The 16,721-nt window shown below is 59.6% G+C and carries 18 protein-coding genes; 8 read left to right on the top strand and 10 right to left on the bottom strand.

The annotated features are described in order from the left end of the window. Together greA and CORAM0001_RS05465 are read right to left on the bottom strand one after the other, a co-directional pair. Nucleotides 1–513 carry a transcription elongation factor GreA gene (greA, locus tag CORAM0001_RS05470; RefSeq protein WP_005510614.1) on the bottom strand — a complete coding sequence of 171 codons (513 nt, stop codon included), beginning with the start codon at nucleotides 511–513 and terminating at the stop codon, nucleotides 1–3. A gap of 173 nt (nucleotides 514–686) precedes the next feature. Beyond that, a complete protein-coding gene (locus CORAM0001_RS05465) occupies nucleotides 687–1,154 on the bottom strand; it encodes a DUF4307 domain-containing protein (RefSeq protein WP_005510664.1) in 468 nt (155 codons plus the stop codon). Between the two features lie 261 nt (nucleotides 1,155–1,415). Between CORAM0001_RS05465 and mca the strand changes: the two genes are divergently transcribed. The 4 genes from mca to CORAM0001_RS05445 all read left to right on the top strand — a co-directional run bounded on the left by mca (nucleotide 1,416) and on the right by CORAM0001_RS05445 (nucleotide 4,818). Continuing rightward, complete coding sequence (mca, locus tag CORAM0001_RS05460) at nucleotides 1,416–2,270, top strand: mycothiol conjugate amidase Mca (RefSeq protein WP_050773606.1); 855 nt, start codon at nucleotides 1,416–1,418, stop codon at nucleotides 2,268–2,270. A 27-nt stretch (nucleotides 2,271–2,297) separates the two neighbouring features. Next, the gene (locus CORAM0001_RS05455; RefSeq protein WP_005510720.1) at nucleotides 2,298–2,582 is read left to right on the top strand and encodes a hypothetical protein; all 285 of its coding nucleotides are present in this window, start codon (nucleotides 2,298–2,300) and stop codon (nucleotides 2,580–2,582) included. A gap of 320 nt (nucleotides 2,583–2,902) precedes the next feature. Further along, complete coding sequence (locus tag CORAM0001_RS05450) at nucleotides 2,903–3,994, top strand: 3-deoxy-7-phosphoheptulonate synthase (RefSeq protein ID WP_005510668.1); 1,092 nt, start codon at nucleotides 2,903–2,905, stop codon at nucleotides 3,992–3,994. 38 nt (nucleotides 3,995–4,032) lie between these two features. Beyond that, complete coding sequence (locus CORAM0001_RS05445) at nucleotides 4,033–4,818, top strand: isoprenyl transferase (protein WP_005510673.1); 786 nt, start codon at nucleotides 4,033–4,035, stop codon at nucleotides 4,816–4,818. Nucleotides 4,819–4,848: 30 nt separating this feature from the next. Here CORAM0001_RS05445 and coaA read toward each other — a convergent pair whose 3' ends face one another. Next, complete coding sequence (gene coaA, locus CORAM0001_RS05440) at nucleotides 4,849–5,784, bottom strand: type I pantothenate kinase (RefSeq protein WP_005510678.1); 936 nt, start codon at nucleotides 5,782–5,784, stop codon at nucleotides 4,849–4,851. Between the two features lie 150 nt (nucleotides 5,785–5,934). Between coaA and glyA the strand changes: the two genes are divergently transcribed. Beyond that, a complete protein-coding gene (glyA, locus tag CORAM0001_RS05435; RefSeq protein WP_005510713.1) occupies nucleotides 5,935–7,236 on the top strand; it encodes a serine hydroxymethyltransferase in 1,302 nt (433 codons plus the stop codon). A gap of 70 nt (nucleotides 7,237–7,306) precedes the next feature. Here glyA and CORAM0001_RS05430 read toward each other — a convergent pair whose 3' ends face one another. Next, the gene (locus CORAM0001_RS05430) at nucleotides 7,307–8,524 is read right to left on the bottom strand and encodes an HNH endonuclease signature motif containing protein (RefSeq protein ID WP_244262003.1); all 1,218 of its coding nucleotides are present in this window, start codon (nucleotides 8,522–8,524) and stop codon (nucleotides 7,307–7,309) included. 159 nt (nucleotides 8,525–8,683) lie between these two features. Beyond that, nucleotides 8,684–9,235 (bottom strand): GNAT family N-acetyltransferase, encoded by a 552-nt coding sequence (locus tag CORAM0001_RS05425; RefSeq protein ID WP_005510633.1) that lies wholly within the window; start codon nucleotides 9,233–9,235, stop codon nucleotides 8,684–8,686. Nucleotides 9,236–9,315: 80 nt separating this feature from the next. Between CORAM0001_RS05425 and CORAM0001_RS05420 the strand changes: the two genes are divergently transcribed. After that, on the top strand, nucleotides 9,316–10,074 hold the full coding sequence (locus CORAM0001_RS05420; protein ID WP_005510631.1) for an enoyl-CoA hydratase-related protein: 759 nt from the start codon (nucleotides 9,316–9,318) through the stop codon (nucleotides 10,072–10,074). 42 nt (nucleotides 10,075–10,116) lie between these two features. Here the strand turns inward: CORAM0001_RS05420 and metS are convergent, their stop codons facing one another. From metS to CORAM0001_RS05395, 5 genes are all read right to left on the bottom strand, one after another. Then, complete coding sequence (gene metS, locus CORAM0001_RS05415; RefSeq protein ID WP_005510629.1) at nucleotides 10,117–10,284, bottom strand: methionine/alanine import NSS transporter subunit MetS; 168 nt, start codon at nucleotides 10,282–10,284, stop codon at nucleotides 10,117–10,119. 5 nt (nucleotides 10,285–10,289) lie between these two features. After that, complete coding sequence (locus CORAM0001_RS05410; RefSeq protein ID WP_005510711.1) at nucleotides 10,290–11,900, bottom strand: sodium-dependent transporter; 1,611 nt, start codon at nucleotides 11,898–11,900, stop codon at nucleotides 10,290–10,292. A 299-nt stretch (nucleotides 11,901–12,199) separates the two neighbouring features. Next, the gene (locus tag CORAM0001_RS05405; RefSeq protein WP_005510658.1) at nucleotides 12,200–13,372 is read right to left on the bottom strand and encodes an acyl-CoA dehydrogenase family protein; all 1,173 of its coding nucleotides are present in this window, start codon (nucleotides 13,370–13,372) and stop codon (nucleotides 12,200–12,202) included. Between the two features lie 635 nt (nucleotides 13,373–14,007). Next, complete coding sequence (locus tag CORAM0001_RS05400) at nucleotides 14,008–14,781, bottom strand: alpha/beta fold hydrolase (protein WP_005510643.1); 774 nt, start codon at nucleotides 14,779–14,781, stop codon at nucleotides 14,008–14,010. Between the two features lie 33 nt (nucleotides 14,782–14,814). Then, the gene (locus CORAM0001_RS05395; RefSeq protein ID WP_050773608.1) at nucleotides 14,815–15,207 is read right to left on the bottom strand and encodes a DUF5997 family protein; all 393 of its coding nucleotides are present in this window, start codon (nucleotides 15,205–15,207) and stop codon (nucleotides 14,815–14,817) included. Nucleotides 15,208–15,247: 40 nt separating this feature from the next. Here CORAM0001_RS05395 and CORAM0001_RS05390 point away from each other — a divergent pair, with 40 nt between their 5' ends. Both CORAM0001_RS05390 and CORAM0001_RS05385 read left to right on the top strand, forming a co-directional pair. Continuing rightward, nucleotides 15,248–16,000, top strand: a complete 753-nt coding sequence (locus CORAM0001_RS05390) for a type 2 periplasmic-binding domain-containing protein (protein ID WP_005510638.1) — start codon at nucleotides 15,248–15,250, stop codon at nucleotides 15,998–16,000. A gap of 64 nt (nucleotides 16,001–16,064) precedes the next feature. Then, nucleotides 16,065–16,697, top strand: a complete 633-nt coding sequence (locus CORAM0001_RS05385) for a GNAT family N-acetyltransferase (RefSeq protein ID WP_005510690.1) — start codon at nucleotides 16,065–16,067, stop codon at nucleotides 16,695–16,697. The last annotated feature ends 24 nt before the right edge of the window (nucleotides 16,698–16,721 follow it).

The raw sequence follows: 16,721 nt of genomic DNA, 5'->3' as shown, positions 1-16,721 counted from the left end.
TTAGGCGTCCATCTCCGGGTTGTAAGGCTCAGCCTTGATCACAGTGACCGACACTTCGTCGCCGCTCGGGGAAGTGTAAGTGCGGGTCTCGCCCTCCTTAGCGCCGACCAGAGCCTTACCCAGCGGGGAATCGGTGGAGTAGGTCTCCAGGTTCGGATTGGAGGAGTCAGCGCCGCGGGTACCGATGAGGAAGGTCTCGGTGTCGTCCTCGTCGCCGTCGTAGTAGACGTGGACCACGGTGCCGACCAGAGCCACACCGGACTCCTGCGGAATCTCGCCGACAGTGGCGCGCTGCAGCAGATCTTCGAGGTAACGGATGCGTGCCTCTTCCTGTCCCTGCTGCTCGCGGGCGGCATCGTAGCCGGCGTTTTCCTTCAAATCGCCCTCTTCGCGGCGCTCATTAATCTCAGCGGCGATGACCGGGCGGTTTTCGTATAGCGCCTCAAGCTCGGACTTGAGCTTGTCGTAGGACTCCTGGGTGAGCCATGGGCTATTGTTCTTTGCCTCAGTCATGGTTCCTCCTGTGTTTTTGGCTATTTAATACAAAAGCGGCCCGCGTGGGGCCGTCGGCTGCGTCACAGGATAGCACTGTCTCGCCACATGGCAATAACAGGCACGTCGGAGTGTTGTCGCACACGCTTTACGACGTGCCGTCGATGCGCTCAATCCCAGGTAGCGAAAGGAGGTTACTTCGCAGGTGCGAGTAACTCCGGAATGTCGGTGGAGCAGCCATAAACATCGCCTGCGACGGCCAATTCACGGGTGGCAATGGGAACATCCATGCGCACCGTCTCAGGTCCGCCACCAGGGACAAAGACATCGCGTCGACCGACCTCCGCCAGGTCATAGTTCAGCGCGTAGATGATGCAGTAACTGTCCAGTTCCGGCTTTTCACGAGTGACATCGAGCGTGAAGATAAACTGCTCATCCTCCTTGCCGGGAGTGCGGCTCCAGCCCGCCTGTGTTGCAGAGACATCTGGGGCAGAGACGCGGTTCATCTGAACGAAGATGTACGCGCCGGCGATGACGAGCATGCCAACAATCGCGATAACGACCAGCTTTGCGGGAAGAGTGCGACTGTTGTCCCCATAGCGCTCGCGCTGCCCGTTAGGCGCTGCGGTATTTCGGGTATTTCGCTCCGAACTTTCAGCCATGCTTTTTAGCCTATCGGAGTTCCCGGTCGACATGGTAAAATGTTGACAGTTAAACAATCTTTCTGGTGTGGCGCGGTGTCCTGCTGCTATGTCGTTCCACCGAGTAGCGATGCTGTGTGGTCATATGATGCCGCGGCGCTATAGTGGGACGGTATTGAAACGGTGCTGTAGTAGCGGCGTTGCGGTCGAAGGGGTCCGACCTCGGCCAGAAAGCACGGACTGAGATAGTAGCGGGAGTGACTTCAATTGGCACTTCGTCTGATGGCAATTCACGCTCATCCTGATGACGAATCGAGCAAGGGCGCCGCAACAATGGCCCGATATGCGGCGGAAGGGCATCGCGTCAAAGTGGTGACCTGCACCGGCGGTGAGGCCGGTAGCATTCTCAACCCGGCGATGGATCGGCCGGAGGTGCGGGAGAATATCGCCGCAGTGCGCGTCCACGAAATGGCTGCAGCCGCTGAGGTTCTCGGTGTTGAACATGAGTGGCTCGGCTTCACCGACTCCGGTCTGCCTGCGGGCAACCCGGTGCCGGTGCTGTCGCATGGCGTGTTTGCTCGCCAATCGGTCGAGGATGCGACCAAGCCTCTCATCCGGGCAATCCGCGAGTTCCGTCCGCATGTCGTCATTACTTACGACGAAAACGGTGGCTACCCACACCCGGATCACATCATGACCCATATCGTGTCCATGCGCGCGTGGCTGGAGTCCGGGACGGATAAGTACCCCGAGCTCGGTGAGCCATGGGAGATTTCCAAGCTCTACTACACCCACGGTTTCATCAAGGCGCGCCTCATCGCGCTGGACAACTACTACCGCGACAACGGCTTGGAAAGTCCTCTGGCCGAGTCCTTCCGCCGCTGGACTAAGACTCCCGGCGACATCATGACCCGCGTGACCACGCAGGTTGAGTGCGGCGATTACTTCCAGCAGCGGGATCAGGCGCTGCTGGCGCACGCCACGCAGATCGATCCGAACGGGCCATTCTTCGCAGTGCCAGTGGACATTCAGCAGCGCGTTTGGCCGACCGAAGAGTTTGAGCTTGCCCGCACTCGCGTGCAGACCGAGCTGCCAGAGACCGATCTCTTCGCCGGTATTGACCCCGACGCGGAATAGTCCGGAATTAACGCTAAGCTGGAACTCATGATTGAAAGCTTCGATGCCTTGGCGGCTCGCACGACAATTTTCCTGGCGCAGAACCCCACTGGTCCGCGGGGTGCTGACTTCGGTAAGGCCTCTCCTGTTGGCCTGCTCATCATTGTCGTTTTGCTCATCGTCATCCTGGCTCTCGGTTGGGACCTCTCGCGCCGCGCGAAGCGCTTGGCCGCTCGCCGGAAGTTCGCCGAGGCGCACGGCATGGATCCCTTCGATTCCGAGGCCGTGGATAAGGCGATGGCTGCAGCAGAGCAGCGTCGTGAAGCGGAGTAGTTAACGTCAAGGCATGTGCGCGCCGCTTTACGACGGGTAGTTGTGCGCCCCTGATTGTATCCCACGTGGCGGGATTTGGAGTTCGAATTGCGGGATTCTAGGCGATGCGCTACAGTCAAGCACATGCGTATGTGGCGATTTTATTTTTCGAAGGCTCCGGAGGCAGTGACGATTTAGTCACAGCCGGCGGCTAATCGTCACGTCGCCACCAACCGGAGCCAAAGGCAGTAGCCCCACCAATAGGGGCGCTGCCTTTTGTCGTATCTACAGCCAAAAACATGCGTAGCTTACAAAAACTGCTCAGAGAAAAGAGACCTCAGATGACCCCTCCAACTTCCCTCGAAGCCCCCGCCTCGACCGCGAACCGCCGCGTCGTAGCCTTCCACGACCTGCCCTCCCCAGAAGAGGTCATGGCCAAACAGCCACTGACGCCGAGCCTGGTTAACGAGGTAGAGCAGTCGCGACTCGACATCGCCCGCGTCATCGCCCGCGAGGACGATCGCCTGCTGGTCGTTGTCGGCCCGTGCTCCATTCACGACCCCGAGGCCGCCATCGACTACGCCCGCCGCCTCAAGGCCACCGCCGATGAGCTCGACGAGGACCTGCTGGTCGTCATGCGTGTCTACTTCGAAAAGCCGCGCACCACCGTCGGCTGGAAGGGACTCATCAACGACCCCGACCTGGATAGCTCCTTCAAAATCAACAAGGGCCTGCACATGGCCCGCGAGGTACTCATCGAGGTCCTGCGCACCGGCCTGCCCGCCGGAGCTGAATTCCTCGAACCCAACAGCCCTCAATACATCGCCGACGCCGTCTCCTGGGGTGCAATTGGTGCGCGCACCACGGAGTCGCAGGTCCACCGCCAGCTCGCTTCCGGACTTTCCATGCCCATCGGCTTCAAAAACGGCACCGACGGCAACGTCCAGGTCGCCGTGGACTCGCTGGTCTCCGCAGCTAATCCACACTTCTTCTTCGGCATGAACGATCAGGGCCGCGCAGCCGTCGTCGAAACCGCCGGCAACCACAACTGTCACCTCATCCTCCGCGGCGGCACCTCCGGCCCGAACTGGGACGAAGAATCGCTTAACGACGCCGAAGCTCGCCTGAACAAGTCCGAGCAAACCGTCAGCATCATGGTGGATGCCTCCCACGCCAATTCCGGAAAATCCGAGGTACGCCAGGCCGAGGTCGTTGAGGAGCTCGGCAAGCTCATCGGGGGCGGCGACGAGCGCATCACCGGCATCATGATGGAGTCCTTCCTCGAAGCCGGTGCGCAAAAAATTACCGATGGTCGTAAGGGCCTCGTATACGGCAAGTCCGTCACCGATGCGTGCATGGATTGGGAAACCACCGACCGGCTGCTGCGTACGCTTGCGGCAGAAGTCCGGAAGCGTCGGCAGGCACGTGACTAAGCACAAAGTGGCCGTGCCCATTGGGTAGAGTTACATATGTGAAAGAAAACCAGCCGTCCTCACTCCGGCGGATTGCGTATCCGCTCTACGAGCGCAAACTAGCCCAAGAGCTAGAAGGAAAACCTCGCCCCAAGCACGTTGCCATCATGGCCGATGGCAACCGCCGCTGGGCGAGGGAGGCTGGATTCACCGACGTCAGCCACGGGCACCGCGTTGGCTCCCGAAAAATCGCAGAATTCGTCGGCTGGTGCGCCGAGCAGGAAATCGAGCTGGTCACCATCTACCTGCTCTCCACCGAAAACCTCGGGCGCGACCCCGAAGAGCTGGAATTACTGTTCGACATCATCGCCGACGTCGTCGACGAATTGGCACAATCGCCTAACGACGTGCGCCTGCGCATGGTCGGCCACCTTGAGCTCCTTCCGGAAAGAATGACCACCCGACTGCGCCACGACGAAGAAGTCACCGCGAACAACACCGGCATCCAGGTCAACATCGCCGTTGGCTACGGCGGCCGGCAGGAAATCGTCGACGCAGTACGCAAAATCATCCGGGAATCAGTCGCCGAGGGAATCGATGCTTCCGAGCTTGAGGAGCGCATCACCACCGACGCCATTTCTCGCCGCCTCTACACATCCGGGCAACCGGACCCCGATCTAGTCATCCGCACTTCCGGAGAACAGCGGCTCAGTGGCTTCCTCCTCTGGCAAACCGCTTACTCCGAGATTTGGTTCACCGATACTTACTGGCCCGAATTCCGCCGCATCGATTTCCTCCGTGCACTTCGAGACTTTTCGCAGCGCTCACGCCGCTTCGGCAAATAACCTCCCTACATCCGGAAATATTTCCGGATGTTAGAGTTTGCGCATCCGGACCCTCGAAACCTTGTGGTCCCGAGACTTCGTAAGAACTAATGACGCCCGCACGCGAGTGGGCAAAATATTTTCCGTCAGGTTCGGCAGGTTCACCTGCTGCCAAATGCGTCGGGCCACCTCGGCCGCAGCTTCGTCGTCAAGCGTGGCGTAATCTGCGAAGTGCGCGCCCGGAGCGCGAAACGCCGTCTGGCGGAGACGGAGGAAACGGCTGATGTACCAACGCTCGATGTCCGCGCGCGGGGCATCGACGTAGACACTGAAATCGAAAAGATCGGAAATCATCAGCGTCGGACCCGTCTGCAAAACATTGAGCCCCTCGAGAATGAGAATGTCCGGACGGTCAACATCGACGAACTCACCTGGCACCCGGTCATAGAGCGTGTGCGAATACACCGGCGCCTTCACATGCCGTGCCCCGGACTTCACCGCCGTGACAAACCGCATTAGCGCACGCTGATCATACGACTCCGGATACCCCTTGCGCTGCATAATGCCACGGCGATTCAATTCCTCAGAAGGGTAGAGGAAGCCATCAGTAGTAACCAAGTCCACCCGCGGATTAGTCTCCCAGCGCTCGAGCAGCACCTGCAGCAAACGCGCCGTCGTTGACTTGCCGACCGCCACCGAACCCGCGACGCCGATAATAAACGGCACCGACGCCCCCTTCGAAGGATTCTCCCCAAGGAAGTTCGACGTTACAGCGTTCAGTTCCCGATGCGCCGCCACACGCATGTGAATCAGGCGAGAAAGCGGAAGATAGACCTCGGCGACTTCGTCCAGGTCGATGTTTTCACCGATACCGGAAAGTCGTTCAGCTTCCTCTTCCGTCAGCACCAGAGGCATATTCTTGCGCATTTCGCGCCACTGCTCACGTTTGAACTCGACGTACGGGCTGGGGGATGTTGCGCGCGTCATACTTCCAATTGTGCCAAGGGGGTGCCGAAAACCGGAAAACGAGTCAATAAAGGGGGCATGCTTGATTGGTGCTGCTTTCGTGGTTTGCCCCATAAAGGGCTAGCATGGCCTGTGGCATTGAAGTTTTATTGAAAGGTCGACAACCTACTCATGACCGGGTCTAACAATAACGATGTCCGCTACCAATCGCTGCGTGAACTCGATCCCGACCTCGCAGAGGCAATGGCAGGGGAACTCTCTCGTCAGCGTGACATGCTCGAAATGATCGCTAGTGAGAACTTTGTTCCACGTGCAGTGCTGCAGGCTCAGGGCTCGGTTCTGACCAACAAGTACGCCGAAGGCTACCCGGGTCGTCGTTACTACGGCGGCTGCGAATACGTCGACGTCGTCGAGGACATGGCACGCAACCGCGCCAAGGAGCTCTTCGGCGCTGAGTTCGCCAACGTTCAGCCGCACGCAGGCGCGCAGGCCAACGCTGCCGTTCTGCATGCGCTAATCAACGCCGGCGACAAGATTATGGGCCTCGACCTGGCACACGGCGGTCACCTGACCCACGGCATGAAGCTCAACTTCTCCGGCAAGCTCTACCACGTCGCCGCATACGGTGTGGACAAGGACACCATGCGGATCGATATGGACAAGGTGCGTGAGCAGGCGCTCGCAGAAAAGCCGGATGTTCTCATCGCAGGTTGGTCGGCGTACCCGCGTCACCTCGACTTCGAAGCTTTCCGTTCCATCGCCGATGAGGTCGGCGCGAAGCTGTGGACGGACATGGCGCACTTCGCAGGTCTGGTTGCCGCTGGTCTGCATCCGTCGCCGGTTCCGCATTCTGATGTTGTGTCGACCACCGTTCACAAGACCCTCGGTGGTCCTCGTTCGGGCATGATTTTGGCCAAGCAGGAGTACGCCAAGAAGCTGAACTCCGCTGTTTTCCCGGGGCAGCAGGGTGGTCCGCTGATGCACGCCATCGCCGGCAAGGCCGTGGCGCTGAAGATTGCTGGTACCGAGGAGTTCAAGGAGCGCCAGGAGCGCACTCTCGCTGGTGCCCGCATCCTGGCTGAGCGTCTCACCGCTTCCGACTGCGCCGAGGCTGGCGTTGATGTTCTCACTGGCGGCACCGATGTCCACCTGGTTCTGGCGGATCTGCGCAATTCTGAGATGAACGGCCAGGAAGCCGAGGATCTGCTCCACGCTGTTGGCATCACCGTTAACCGTAATGCCGTTCCGTTTGACCCGCGTCCTCCGATGGTTACATCCGGACTTCGTATCGGTACTCCGGCGCTGGCCACCCGTGGTCTCGACGAGAAGGCCTTCACCGAGGTCGCCGATGTCATCGGTACTGCTCTCGCCGCCGGCAAGAATGCGGATGTTGACTCCCTGCGTGCTCGAGTTTCGAAGATCGCTCAGGAATTCCCGCTTTACGACGGCATCGAGGACTGGAACCTTATCTAATTCTGCGTTTTTGCAGCGCAAGTACCCGTTCTAGCAGTGCGCTAGGACGGGTTTTCCTGTACATCCGGGTTTAGTCCGGAGGTGGTGGCTCCGGGCCGAGCTGTCTCGTCGTGCCCGCGCGGTATCCGGCGTAGGACCTCCCGGACATTGATGTCACAAATGAGTTGCTAAACAGCGGCGGCCGAGTTTTGTCCGGCGGGCGCCATCGAATATGTCCGGATGTGGGGATGCGTTCGAGGTGCCCGTTGCGTCCTTCCCGGTCGTCGTCGTTAAGCCCGTTGTGTTCGCGACAGACCATGGTGAGGTTGTCCAGCGTGGTTGTGCCGCCGTGCTTGTGGGCGACTAGGTGGTGCGCTTGTCCGCTATAGGCGGGACGTTCGCAGCCGGGCCAGGCGCAGATGGGGTTGTCGATGAGCATCGCGATGCGCTGCTCTTCAGTCGCCAGGCGGGGGTTGCCGATGGGAAATAAGTCCGTAATGGCGCTGTGTTCGTCGTAAAGCACGGCCCACCCGGTGTCGGCGAGTAGAGCGTTGAGGAAGACGTCGGGGGCGAGCGCGGAGCCGTTGGTGGTGGCGGCGAAGCGCGGGCTGTAGTCGATGATGTCTTGCGCGGTGATGATGATGGCGGGTTGGTAGCGCATTTCATCGAGCTTGTCGACGGGCATTGCGGCATCGGCATGCTCGAGGCGCTCGGCAAGCGCTTGGCCGACGCAGCGGTCGTGGGAAAACTCCGGATGGGACTTCCGGATTTCTGCGGCGCGGATGGTGAGCGGAGACAGAAGATTGTCGAGCATATCCGAGGGGCCGGAGATGTGGAAATGCTTCATTCCCCGGATGTCTACCTTCCGGGAAAATCGGGCGCGTAGGTGCTGGGGTGGTTCGTCTTCGGTGTTGAGCTCGGTGAGAGTTTCCCGCATGTAGAGATCGAGTTCTTCGAAGCCGAGGCGCTCGGCGGCTGCGACGAAGGTGAGGCGCAGGTTGTCGTGGAGTTCTGCGTTGTTGGCTTGGCGGCTGCGCTTGTCAATAAGCACGCAGGTGTCCAGGCTGAGCCCGAGTCGGCGGGCCAGGGCTGTGGCATCTTCGCGGGCTTTGGTGTTTTCCTCGGTGTCAGCAGGTTGGAGGTAGTGGGCGGCGACGCGTAGCAAAAGCCGAAGGCGCGCCGGGTCAAGGCCGAGGGTTGCCGCCAGGTGGGAGGTGGCGTCGTGGCCGTCGGGACGCGCGGCGTGGAGTTCCGCCAGCGTGTCCATTCCGCGCGAGGCCAGTGTGGCGAGCGTCCCAAGAACTGTCATGCCTTTGAAGGTAAAAGTCCGGATGTAGGGGGACAACGCCTATGAGGGCAGGCTGTGGATAACTACGCCGGTTTAGCAGTTATCCACATCCGGACTTTTCACCGCGCAAACGCACCGCAGCTGAAGCGCAGCACCGTCGCACTGCCAAACCGCCGCTTTCTACGCCCCGAAGTCAGCGAGCGGCTGTCCTGTGAGGCGGAAGGTGTCCCAGTCGTCCATGGGGAAGGCACCGAGGGAGCGGTAGAAGTCGATGGAGGGTTGATTCCACTTAAGGACGCACCACTCGACACGTGAGTAGCCTCGCTCCACGGCAATTCGCGCGAGGTTCTGCAGCAGTGCTTTGCCCTTGCCGGTGCCGCGTGCCTCGGGGCGGACGTAGAGGTCTTCGAGGTAGATGCCGTGGGTGCCTTCCCAGGTGGAGTAGTTGAGGAACCACAGTGCAATGCCGTCGAGGCGCGGGCTGCTACCTCCAACCCCGCCGCTACCAACCCCGCCATCACCAACCCCGCCACCGGCGCAATCGCCCAAATTTCCGGATGTGGAGTCGACGACGTGGCAGAAAATCGCAGGATTGTCCCCGAAGAGCTGTTCGCGCAGCCGCTCCGGGGTCAGGCGGACGGCATCGGGTTCTTTTTCGTAGGCCGCCAGGTCTTTGATGAGGTCGACGATCTCGTGGACGTCGTCAGGCGTGGCGGGGCGTGGAAGTGTCATGTGTCCCTTGTTACTCGCGGCGGGTGATTTGGTGCAAAAGTGCGTCCGAGGCGGGGGAGATTGCGATAACCTGCGAGGTTATGAGCAACGTTACTCAAGACTTTTCCGACGGCATTCTAGCCATCACCATCGACCGCCCGGATGCCTATAACTCCCTGGATAAGAATCTCCGCTTGGAGCTAAAGGCCGCTTTTGAGCGTGCGCAGGAGCCGGATGTGCGCGCTGTTATCCTGCTCGGCGGGCCGAAGGCGTTTTGTACGGGCCAGGATTTGAAGGAGCACATTTCTGACCTGCAGTCCGGCGCCGGCATGGGCAAGGTTGTCGAGGAGTACAACCCGATGGTCGCGGAGCTGACCGCGATTAATGTTCCGGTTATTGCCGCTATCGAAGGTGCTGCGGCGGGTGCCGGTTGGTCGCTGGCGCTGCACTGTGATTTCCGTATCGCGGGCCCGAAGGCGTCGTTCAAGGCGGCGTTCCCGTCGATTGGCCTGGCCACGGACTGTGGCATGTCGGCGCTGCTGCCGCGTATGGTCAGCGACGCGAAGGCGCGTGAGCTGTTGTTCTTCGATAAGAAGGTGCTTGCCGACGAAGCCCTGAGCCTCGGCCTGGTGACTGAAGTGGTGGATGATCCAGCGACTCGGGCACGTGAGTTGGCTGTCCAGTTTGCGGCGGGGCCGACGGCCGCGCTGAAGGAGATTAAGGCTCTGCTGCGTCGGGATACCTTGGCTGCTGCTGCGGCGGAGGCGGACGCGCAGGCTCGTTTGGCGGTCTCGGCCGACCATAAGGAAGCGGTGGCCGCTTTCTTGGAGAAGCGACCACCGCGTTTCGTAGGTGAGTAAGTCAGATACCTGGAGTAGCAGGGGAGAGGTAGTAGTGAAGAACTACTGCTCTTCCTGCGCTCCTAGTATTTCGCTTGTGAGTTCTGGGTGATCTCCCAGTTCACCGGATACCTCGTCAGGGTGCTTGGATAGGCTGACCAGCGAGACCGCCAGACCGCCCCAGATGACGATGATGAACAGTGCCATCATGACAATTGCGATACCGGACATTTGGCTTAAACCTCCTCGGTTTCCGGAGTGTGCTTGCGTGGCAGGTGTGAGGTTCGCTTGAAGTCTGGCGTCACACCGAAGTCCGAGCCCGGAGGGCCATCGAGACGGTGTTGGCCGCGCCAAGGCAGGATGGCCATAATCAGAGCGCCGATGAGAATCACGCCGATGACACCCCAACCAAAGATGTCGATTTGGGTGTCGGAGTAGCCTTCGTAGTTTTCCTGGAAAAGTCCAATGAGCTCTTGGAACAGGATGACGGCGAGAATGACCGGCGTGATGTTTCCGACGAAAATCTGCCACATGGTGCCGACCTTGAACGAGGACACGGCGTTGAGGTGCATGGCGAACTCGTTGGTGCGGCGCAGGATCCAGTCGATTGCGATGATGGTCAGCAGTGCAACCAGGACGATACCGACGTTGTTGGTGAACTTATCGACGATGTCGAGGGTTACCAGACCAGAGGTGGTCGGGAAGGCCAACAGCGAGATGACGGCCATGGCACCACCGACGGTGAGGGTGGCCTGGACGCGGCCGAGGTTCAGCTTGTCCTTGACTGCGGAGACGACGACCTCGAGCAGCGACATCAGGGAGGTCACACCGGCGATTGCCAGGGAGAGGAAGAACAGCAGCCCGAAGACCGAACCGATGATCTTTGGCATCTCAGAGATGACCGTCGGGAAGGCGATGAAGGCAAGACCAATACCGGAGGTTGCGACCTCGTCGACAGCCTGACCTGACTGCGTTGCCATAAAGCCCAGGGTGGCGAAGACACCGATACCGGCGAGAACCTCGAAGGAGGAGTTTGCGAACGCGGTGACCAGGCCGGACCCGGTCAGGTTAGTGCGCGGCTTCAGGTACGAGGCGTAGGTCAGCATAATGCCGAAGGCCACGGACAGGGAGAAGAAGATCTGGCCGTAGGCGGCAATCCAGACGCTGGAGTCAGTAAGTGCGGACCAGTCTGGAGTGAAGAATGCGTCCAGGCCCTTTGCAGCACCGTCGAGCGTCAGGGAGTAGATGACCACTGCGACGAAGAGGACGGTCAGCAGTGGAATGAAGATAATCGATACCTTACCGATGCCCTTGTCCACACCAGCGGCCAGAATGCCGATGACGAGTATCCAGACAATGAGCAGGACGATGGAAATCGAAGGAACGAAGTCCAGTGAGAAGACGCTCTCGGTGTCTACTTGGAGGAAGTCCTTCATGAAGTGGGTCTCGGCATCCGAACCCCAGCTCTTGCGGATGGACTTCCAGGCGTAGATAAATGACCACGCGATAATAACGGCGTAGTAGACGGTAATGAAGAAGGCGATACCGACCTGAATCCAGCCAATTGGTTCAGCCCAGGGCTTGATGCGACGCATCGACTTCGGTGCGGACCCGCGGAAACGGTGGCCGATGGCGAAGTCGAGGAAGAGCAGTGGGATACCCGCAGTCAGAAGTGCGACCAGGTAGGGGATAAGGAAAGCGCCACCGCCGGAGTCATACGCGACATAGGGGAAACGCCAGATGTTTCCAAGCCCGACTGCCGAGCCGATGGCGGCGAAAATGAAGGCTGCTCGGGTGGAAAACACCTCCCTTCGCTGAGGGGTAGCGGTCGAGTTGGTTGTGCTCATACCTCTGGAACTCCGATCCTTCATCTCCGGCTCACGCGCCCGCGCGGCCTAGGGGGGGGGAAGTGGTGAAGTGCATCACCATTACCTAACAGAATCTTAGTATATGAGATAGCTATCTCATTGTATAGTTTCGGTTTTGTAGGGGGTAATGTTTTTGGTGAGGGGTGTGACACAGGGGGAGGGGAGCTCCAATCAAGCCTTGTAAATAAACACCAGCCACTCACTTTGAGATATGCACAAACCCCGTCAGGAAAACCTGACGGGGTTTGTGTCGAATCAGCTAGGCCGACGTGCGCTGTTTACTCTGCGCCGCCCTTGGCGATGCGACGGAAGATGATCTCCTTCATGATCTCGTTGGTACCACCGTAAATGGTCTGGACCTTGGAGTCGAGGTAGTGAGTGGAGATCGGGTACTCGAGCATGAAGCCGTAGCCACCGAACATCTGCAGGCAGCGGGTAACGATGTCCTGCTGCTCCTCGGTGGTCCAGTACTTGGCCATGGAAGCGCCGGTCTCGTCCAGCTGGCCTGCGTTGTGAGCCATAACGGCCTGGTCAACGAAAGCCTGCAGGGCGGTGACGCGGGTGGCGATGTCGGCCAGGTAGTGGCCGTGGACCTGGTGCTGGATGATTGGGCGACCGAATGCCTCGCGCTCCTGAGCGTACTTGTAAGCCAGGGTCCAGGCGCGACGGGAAGTTGCGACAGAGCCGCAAGCCAGGGTCAGGCGCTCGTGAGCGAGGTTGGTGCGCAGGTAGCCGAAGGCAGCGCCCTCTTCGCCTAGCAGGTTCTCAGCCGGAACACGGACGTTGTCGAAGTTGAGCTCAGCGGTGTCCTGAGCCTTCAGGCCGACCTTCTGCAGCGGGCCAGCCTTGGTGAAGCCCTCGAGGTCGGCGTCGACGATGAACATGGAGACGCCAGCGCGGCCCTTGGATGGGTCGGTGATAGCTGCGACGAGAGCGAAGTCGGCCATCATGCCGTTGGAGATGAAGATCTTGGTGCCGTTGAGGACGTAGTGGTCGCCGTCCTTCTTGGCGAAGGTGCGCATACCTGCCAGGTCAGAACCTGCGCCCGGCTCGGTCATGGCGAGGCAGCCGATGGTGTCGCCGGCGTTCATGGAAGCCAGGTACTTCTGCTTCTGCTCTTCGTTGCCGAACTTGGCCAGGTACGGAGCGACCAGGTCGTTGAGAACGCCGAAGGAAACGACGATGGAGCCACAGTCAGCGTTGGAGAGCTCCTCGTTCAGGACCTGGTTGTAGCGGAAGTCCATCTCTCCGCCGCCGCCGTATGCCTCCGGGGTGGACATACCAATCAGGCCCAGCTCACCGGCCTTCTTGAAGATCTCGCGGTCCGGCTGACCTTCCTTGTGCCAGCGCTCTACGTTCGGGGTGATTTCCTTCTCGACGAAGCCGCGAACCATGTCGCGGAACATGTTGTGCTCTTCTTCGAAGTGAGTACGGGGCAGAAAGTCCTTCATGACATGCTCCTAGAAATATTGTCGTGGAATTTTTGTCTTAAGGCCTTGTCGTACGTCGCAGATAAACGCTGCAGGTAAACGCGATGGCCTCGGTTCATCGTCATAGTGACTATGACTGTTGTACCCCATTATGCATGAGTGTGATGAGAGACACTTGTTTTTTTAAAAGTTTTTTCCCGGTTGGTGACGTGAAATCGCTTGACGACGGATATTGCGCCCAGCCCTCCCGGAGAACTACCCCCGTTGCGGTTGGGGGTTGCTATTGAATCCAGCCTATCGCCGACAGTAGGCAATGTTAGGTAATGCTAACCTACAGGGCCAGGTTAATAGCTATTTTTGTCATATCTGACAGGCGGGCCTCTGAGGCTTTGGGGTGGAAGGGGTAAGTGTTTGAGATGGTTGCCATGGGGGTGATTAACGAAACATTCTCGTTTTCTTATTCCCATTAGTGCTGGTGGTCGTTAGTATGAGCATCAGGTGGAGACCGGTTCCCTTGATTATCCGAGCTTCTTCCACTGCAGTCATAGCAACCTCCAATTGCACTCGAAAAAATGGCGCGACCTGTGTGCCGTCCCTGTGAAATGGACAGCGAGCAGGTCGCGTCATTTTTTATTTTCTACTGCTGCGATCAGGCGCTAGTCGGCAATCCCATCAATGTGCGCCAGCAGGGCTGAGTTGAAGTACTCCGGAGTCTCCTGGTTGAGCAGGTGCTTGGCCGGCGAAATGACGACCATGGTCGAGCCCTCGATGCCGTCGTGAAGCGAAGTGACGACGTCGAGAGACGTAGAAGTGTCCTGCTTGCCGGCGATGACCAGCGTCGGAGCGGTGATCTCGGCGAGGCGCTCGCGGGTGTCGAAGCGGGAGAGTGCTCCGCAGGCGCCGATGTAGCCGTCATCGGGGCAATCTGCAATCATGTCGCGGAAGTGGGCGGGGAGCTCAGGGGTGGTGTCGAAGCACTCGTCGGTAAACCAGTTGCGGACGACAGTGTCTGCGAGCGCGACCGTGCCCTTGTCGCGCACGAGCTCGGCCTTTTCCTGCCAGGCCTCGGGTGTGCCGAATTTCGGCGCTGTTGACGACAGTGTCAGGCTGACCACGCGATCGGCGTGTTCTAGTGCGATGGTCTGGGCGATAGCGCCGCCGAGCGAGAGTCCCACAAAATGTGCACGGTCAACATCCTCCTCATTGAGAACCTCGATGAGGTCGGCGGCCAAGTGGCTCATGTCCCACTCACCCTCAGGGATAGGGGATTCGCCATGGCCGCGGACATCTGGCGTGATGACCTGGTACTTCTCGCTCAAAGCGGCTACCTGTGGCTCCCACATCTCCTGTGTGGTGCCCAGCGAGCCAATCAGGACAACAGTGCCGTTGCCCTTGTGGTTGATTGCATGTGCGGTGTAGTCGATGGCCACGAGGATCCTCCTTGAAGGTGTCTGCTGTGTCGGCTATTTCTCGGCGTTGCGAGCAGCTTCAGCGGCAGCCCGACCAGGGCCGTCGTCCTTCTTGGCCTCTGCCTCAGCGGCTTCCACGCGCTGCTTCGCCATGGACTCACGAGCGGCCTCCAGCCACTCCGGCATCTGCTCGAGCAAATCCTTAATCTCCGCCGTTGTCAGCGGCTTGTCCATGTCGTTCTTCTTCAACGCCGTGATAGTGATGCCCAGCTTGCGGGCAACTTCCGGGCGCGGGTGCGGTCCGTTGCGGCGTAGCTCAGCGAGCCACTCCGGCGGATTGGACTGCAGTTCGGCAAACTGCGCGTGCGAAATCTCACCAGTGCGAAATTCCTCGGGTGTGGCCGGGAGGAAAATGCCAAGTTTCTTGGCTGCGGTTAGGGGTTTCATGGGTTCAACGCTAGCACCCATTCGAGTAACCTTGCGGAGTATGTCGACTCCTGAACCCGCCGTCCTGCGCATCGTGTTCGCCACCGGCACCAGTCCCGAGAAGTGGTTTCGCCGCTTTAGGGATCGGATTCCGGCAACACTGCACACCCACGCCGCCGACGATCCGATGTCCGGCCTGGTCAGCGGCGCCGCTGACATGGCGCTGGTTCGGTTAGAGTCCGAAAGCTCGCTGCCCGAGTCGCTCCATCGCATCCGGCTTTACGACGAAGCCTGGGGCGTGGCCTTCGAGAAAGAGCACGTCTTCTCCCTCGCAGAGTCCGTGCCCGAGGAGTTGTTGGCGGACGAAACTGTGCTGCTGACCTCGGTAGATGCGGATGAGCTGCGACAGATGCTGCCTGTCGCGGCTACTGGTGCAGGTGTCGTAGTGGGACCTCGCACGATTTTGAAGGCGCTGTCGAAGAAGGCGGTGGCCTCATCGAACTTGGTAGCCGAGGAAGGTGCCACAGATCCGCTGTCTCGGACAGCTATTTGGTTGGTGTGGCCGAAAGCAGAGGACGACGAGCTCCGGCAGGAGTTCGTCGGCATTGTCCAGGGGCGCAGGGAGGGGTCGACACGCACGCAGTTGGGGCGCAAGAAGGCTGACGAGGCTCCAAAGAAGTTGTCGGCCCGCGAAAAGACGCTTGCTAAGCAAGCCCGTCGGCAACGCGCTGGGGCCGTCGTAAAGCATGCGCGTAGTGGTCGTGGCGGACGTCGAAGCAGCGGCGGAAGCGGGCGACCGCGCAGGCGAAAGTAATCTTTTTACAATATTTTTGCCGTTTCGTTCGACGTGCGCGGAAAAATTAGCCACACTTGTAGTTATGGCTGAAAAGAAGCGCGATTTCACGATTCGAATGATGCGTGAAGAGGACTATCCACAGATCCAAGAGATCTACGAGATTGGCCTGGATACGGGGCACGCGTCATGGGAGCACTCCGCTCCTGAGTGGGACGAATTCATCGCACTCAAACGAGTGGATTTGTGTTACGTCGCCGTCGACGCAGAAAACCCGGACAAGATTCTGGCTTGGGCATCGGCAGCGCCGGTATCCAAACGCCCGATTTTCAACGGCGTCATCGAAGACTCCATCTACGTCCACCCTGACGGGCAGGGCATGGGGCTGGCGGCGACGCTGCTGCAGAAGCTTATCGACGATGCCACGGAGCTCAACTGCTGGTCGATTCACTCGTGGGTCTTCCCGGAGAATGTGGGATCGTTAAAGCTGCATCGAAAGCTCGGCTTCCGTGAAGTGGGGATTTACCACCACATGGCAAAGATGACCTACGGCCCAATGGCAGGGCAGTGGCGCGATGTCATTATTTTGGAAAAGCTGCTGGAAAAGCCAGAGGAGCGTGCACTGAAGCGCGTCCAGGAAGAAGCAGAAGCCGCCGGTGAGCCGAACCGTCCGATTCTGGACAAGCTCGACCGCGCCGACGGCCAGGTGGGGGCATAGTTGCCGGGAGTCGCGGCTCCCGCG

This window comes from Corynebacterium amycolatum SK46, from assembly GCF_000173655.1.
Lineage (GTDB): Bacteria > Actinomycetota > Actinomycetes > Mycobacteriales > Mycobacteriaceae > Corynebacterium > Corynebacterium amycolatum_A.
This window is presented reverse-complemented; position numbering and strand designations above follow the sequence as displayed.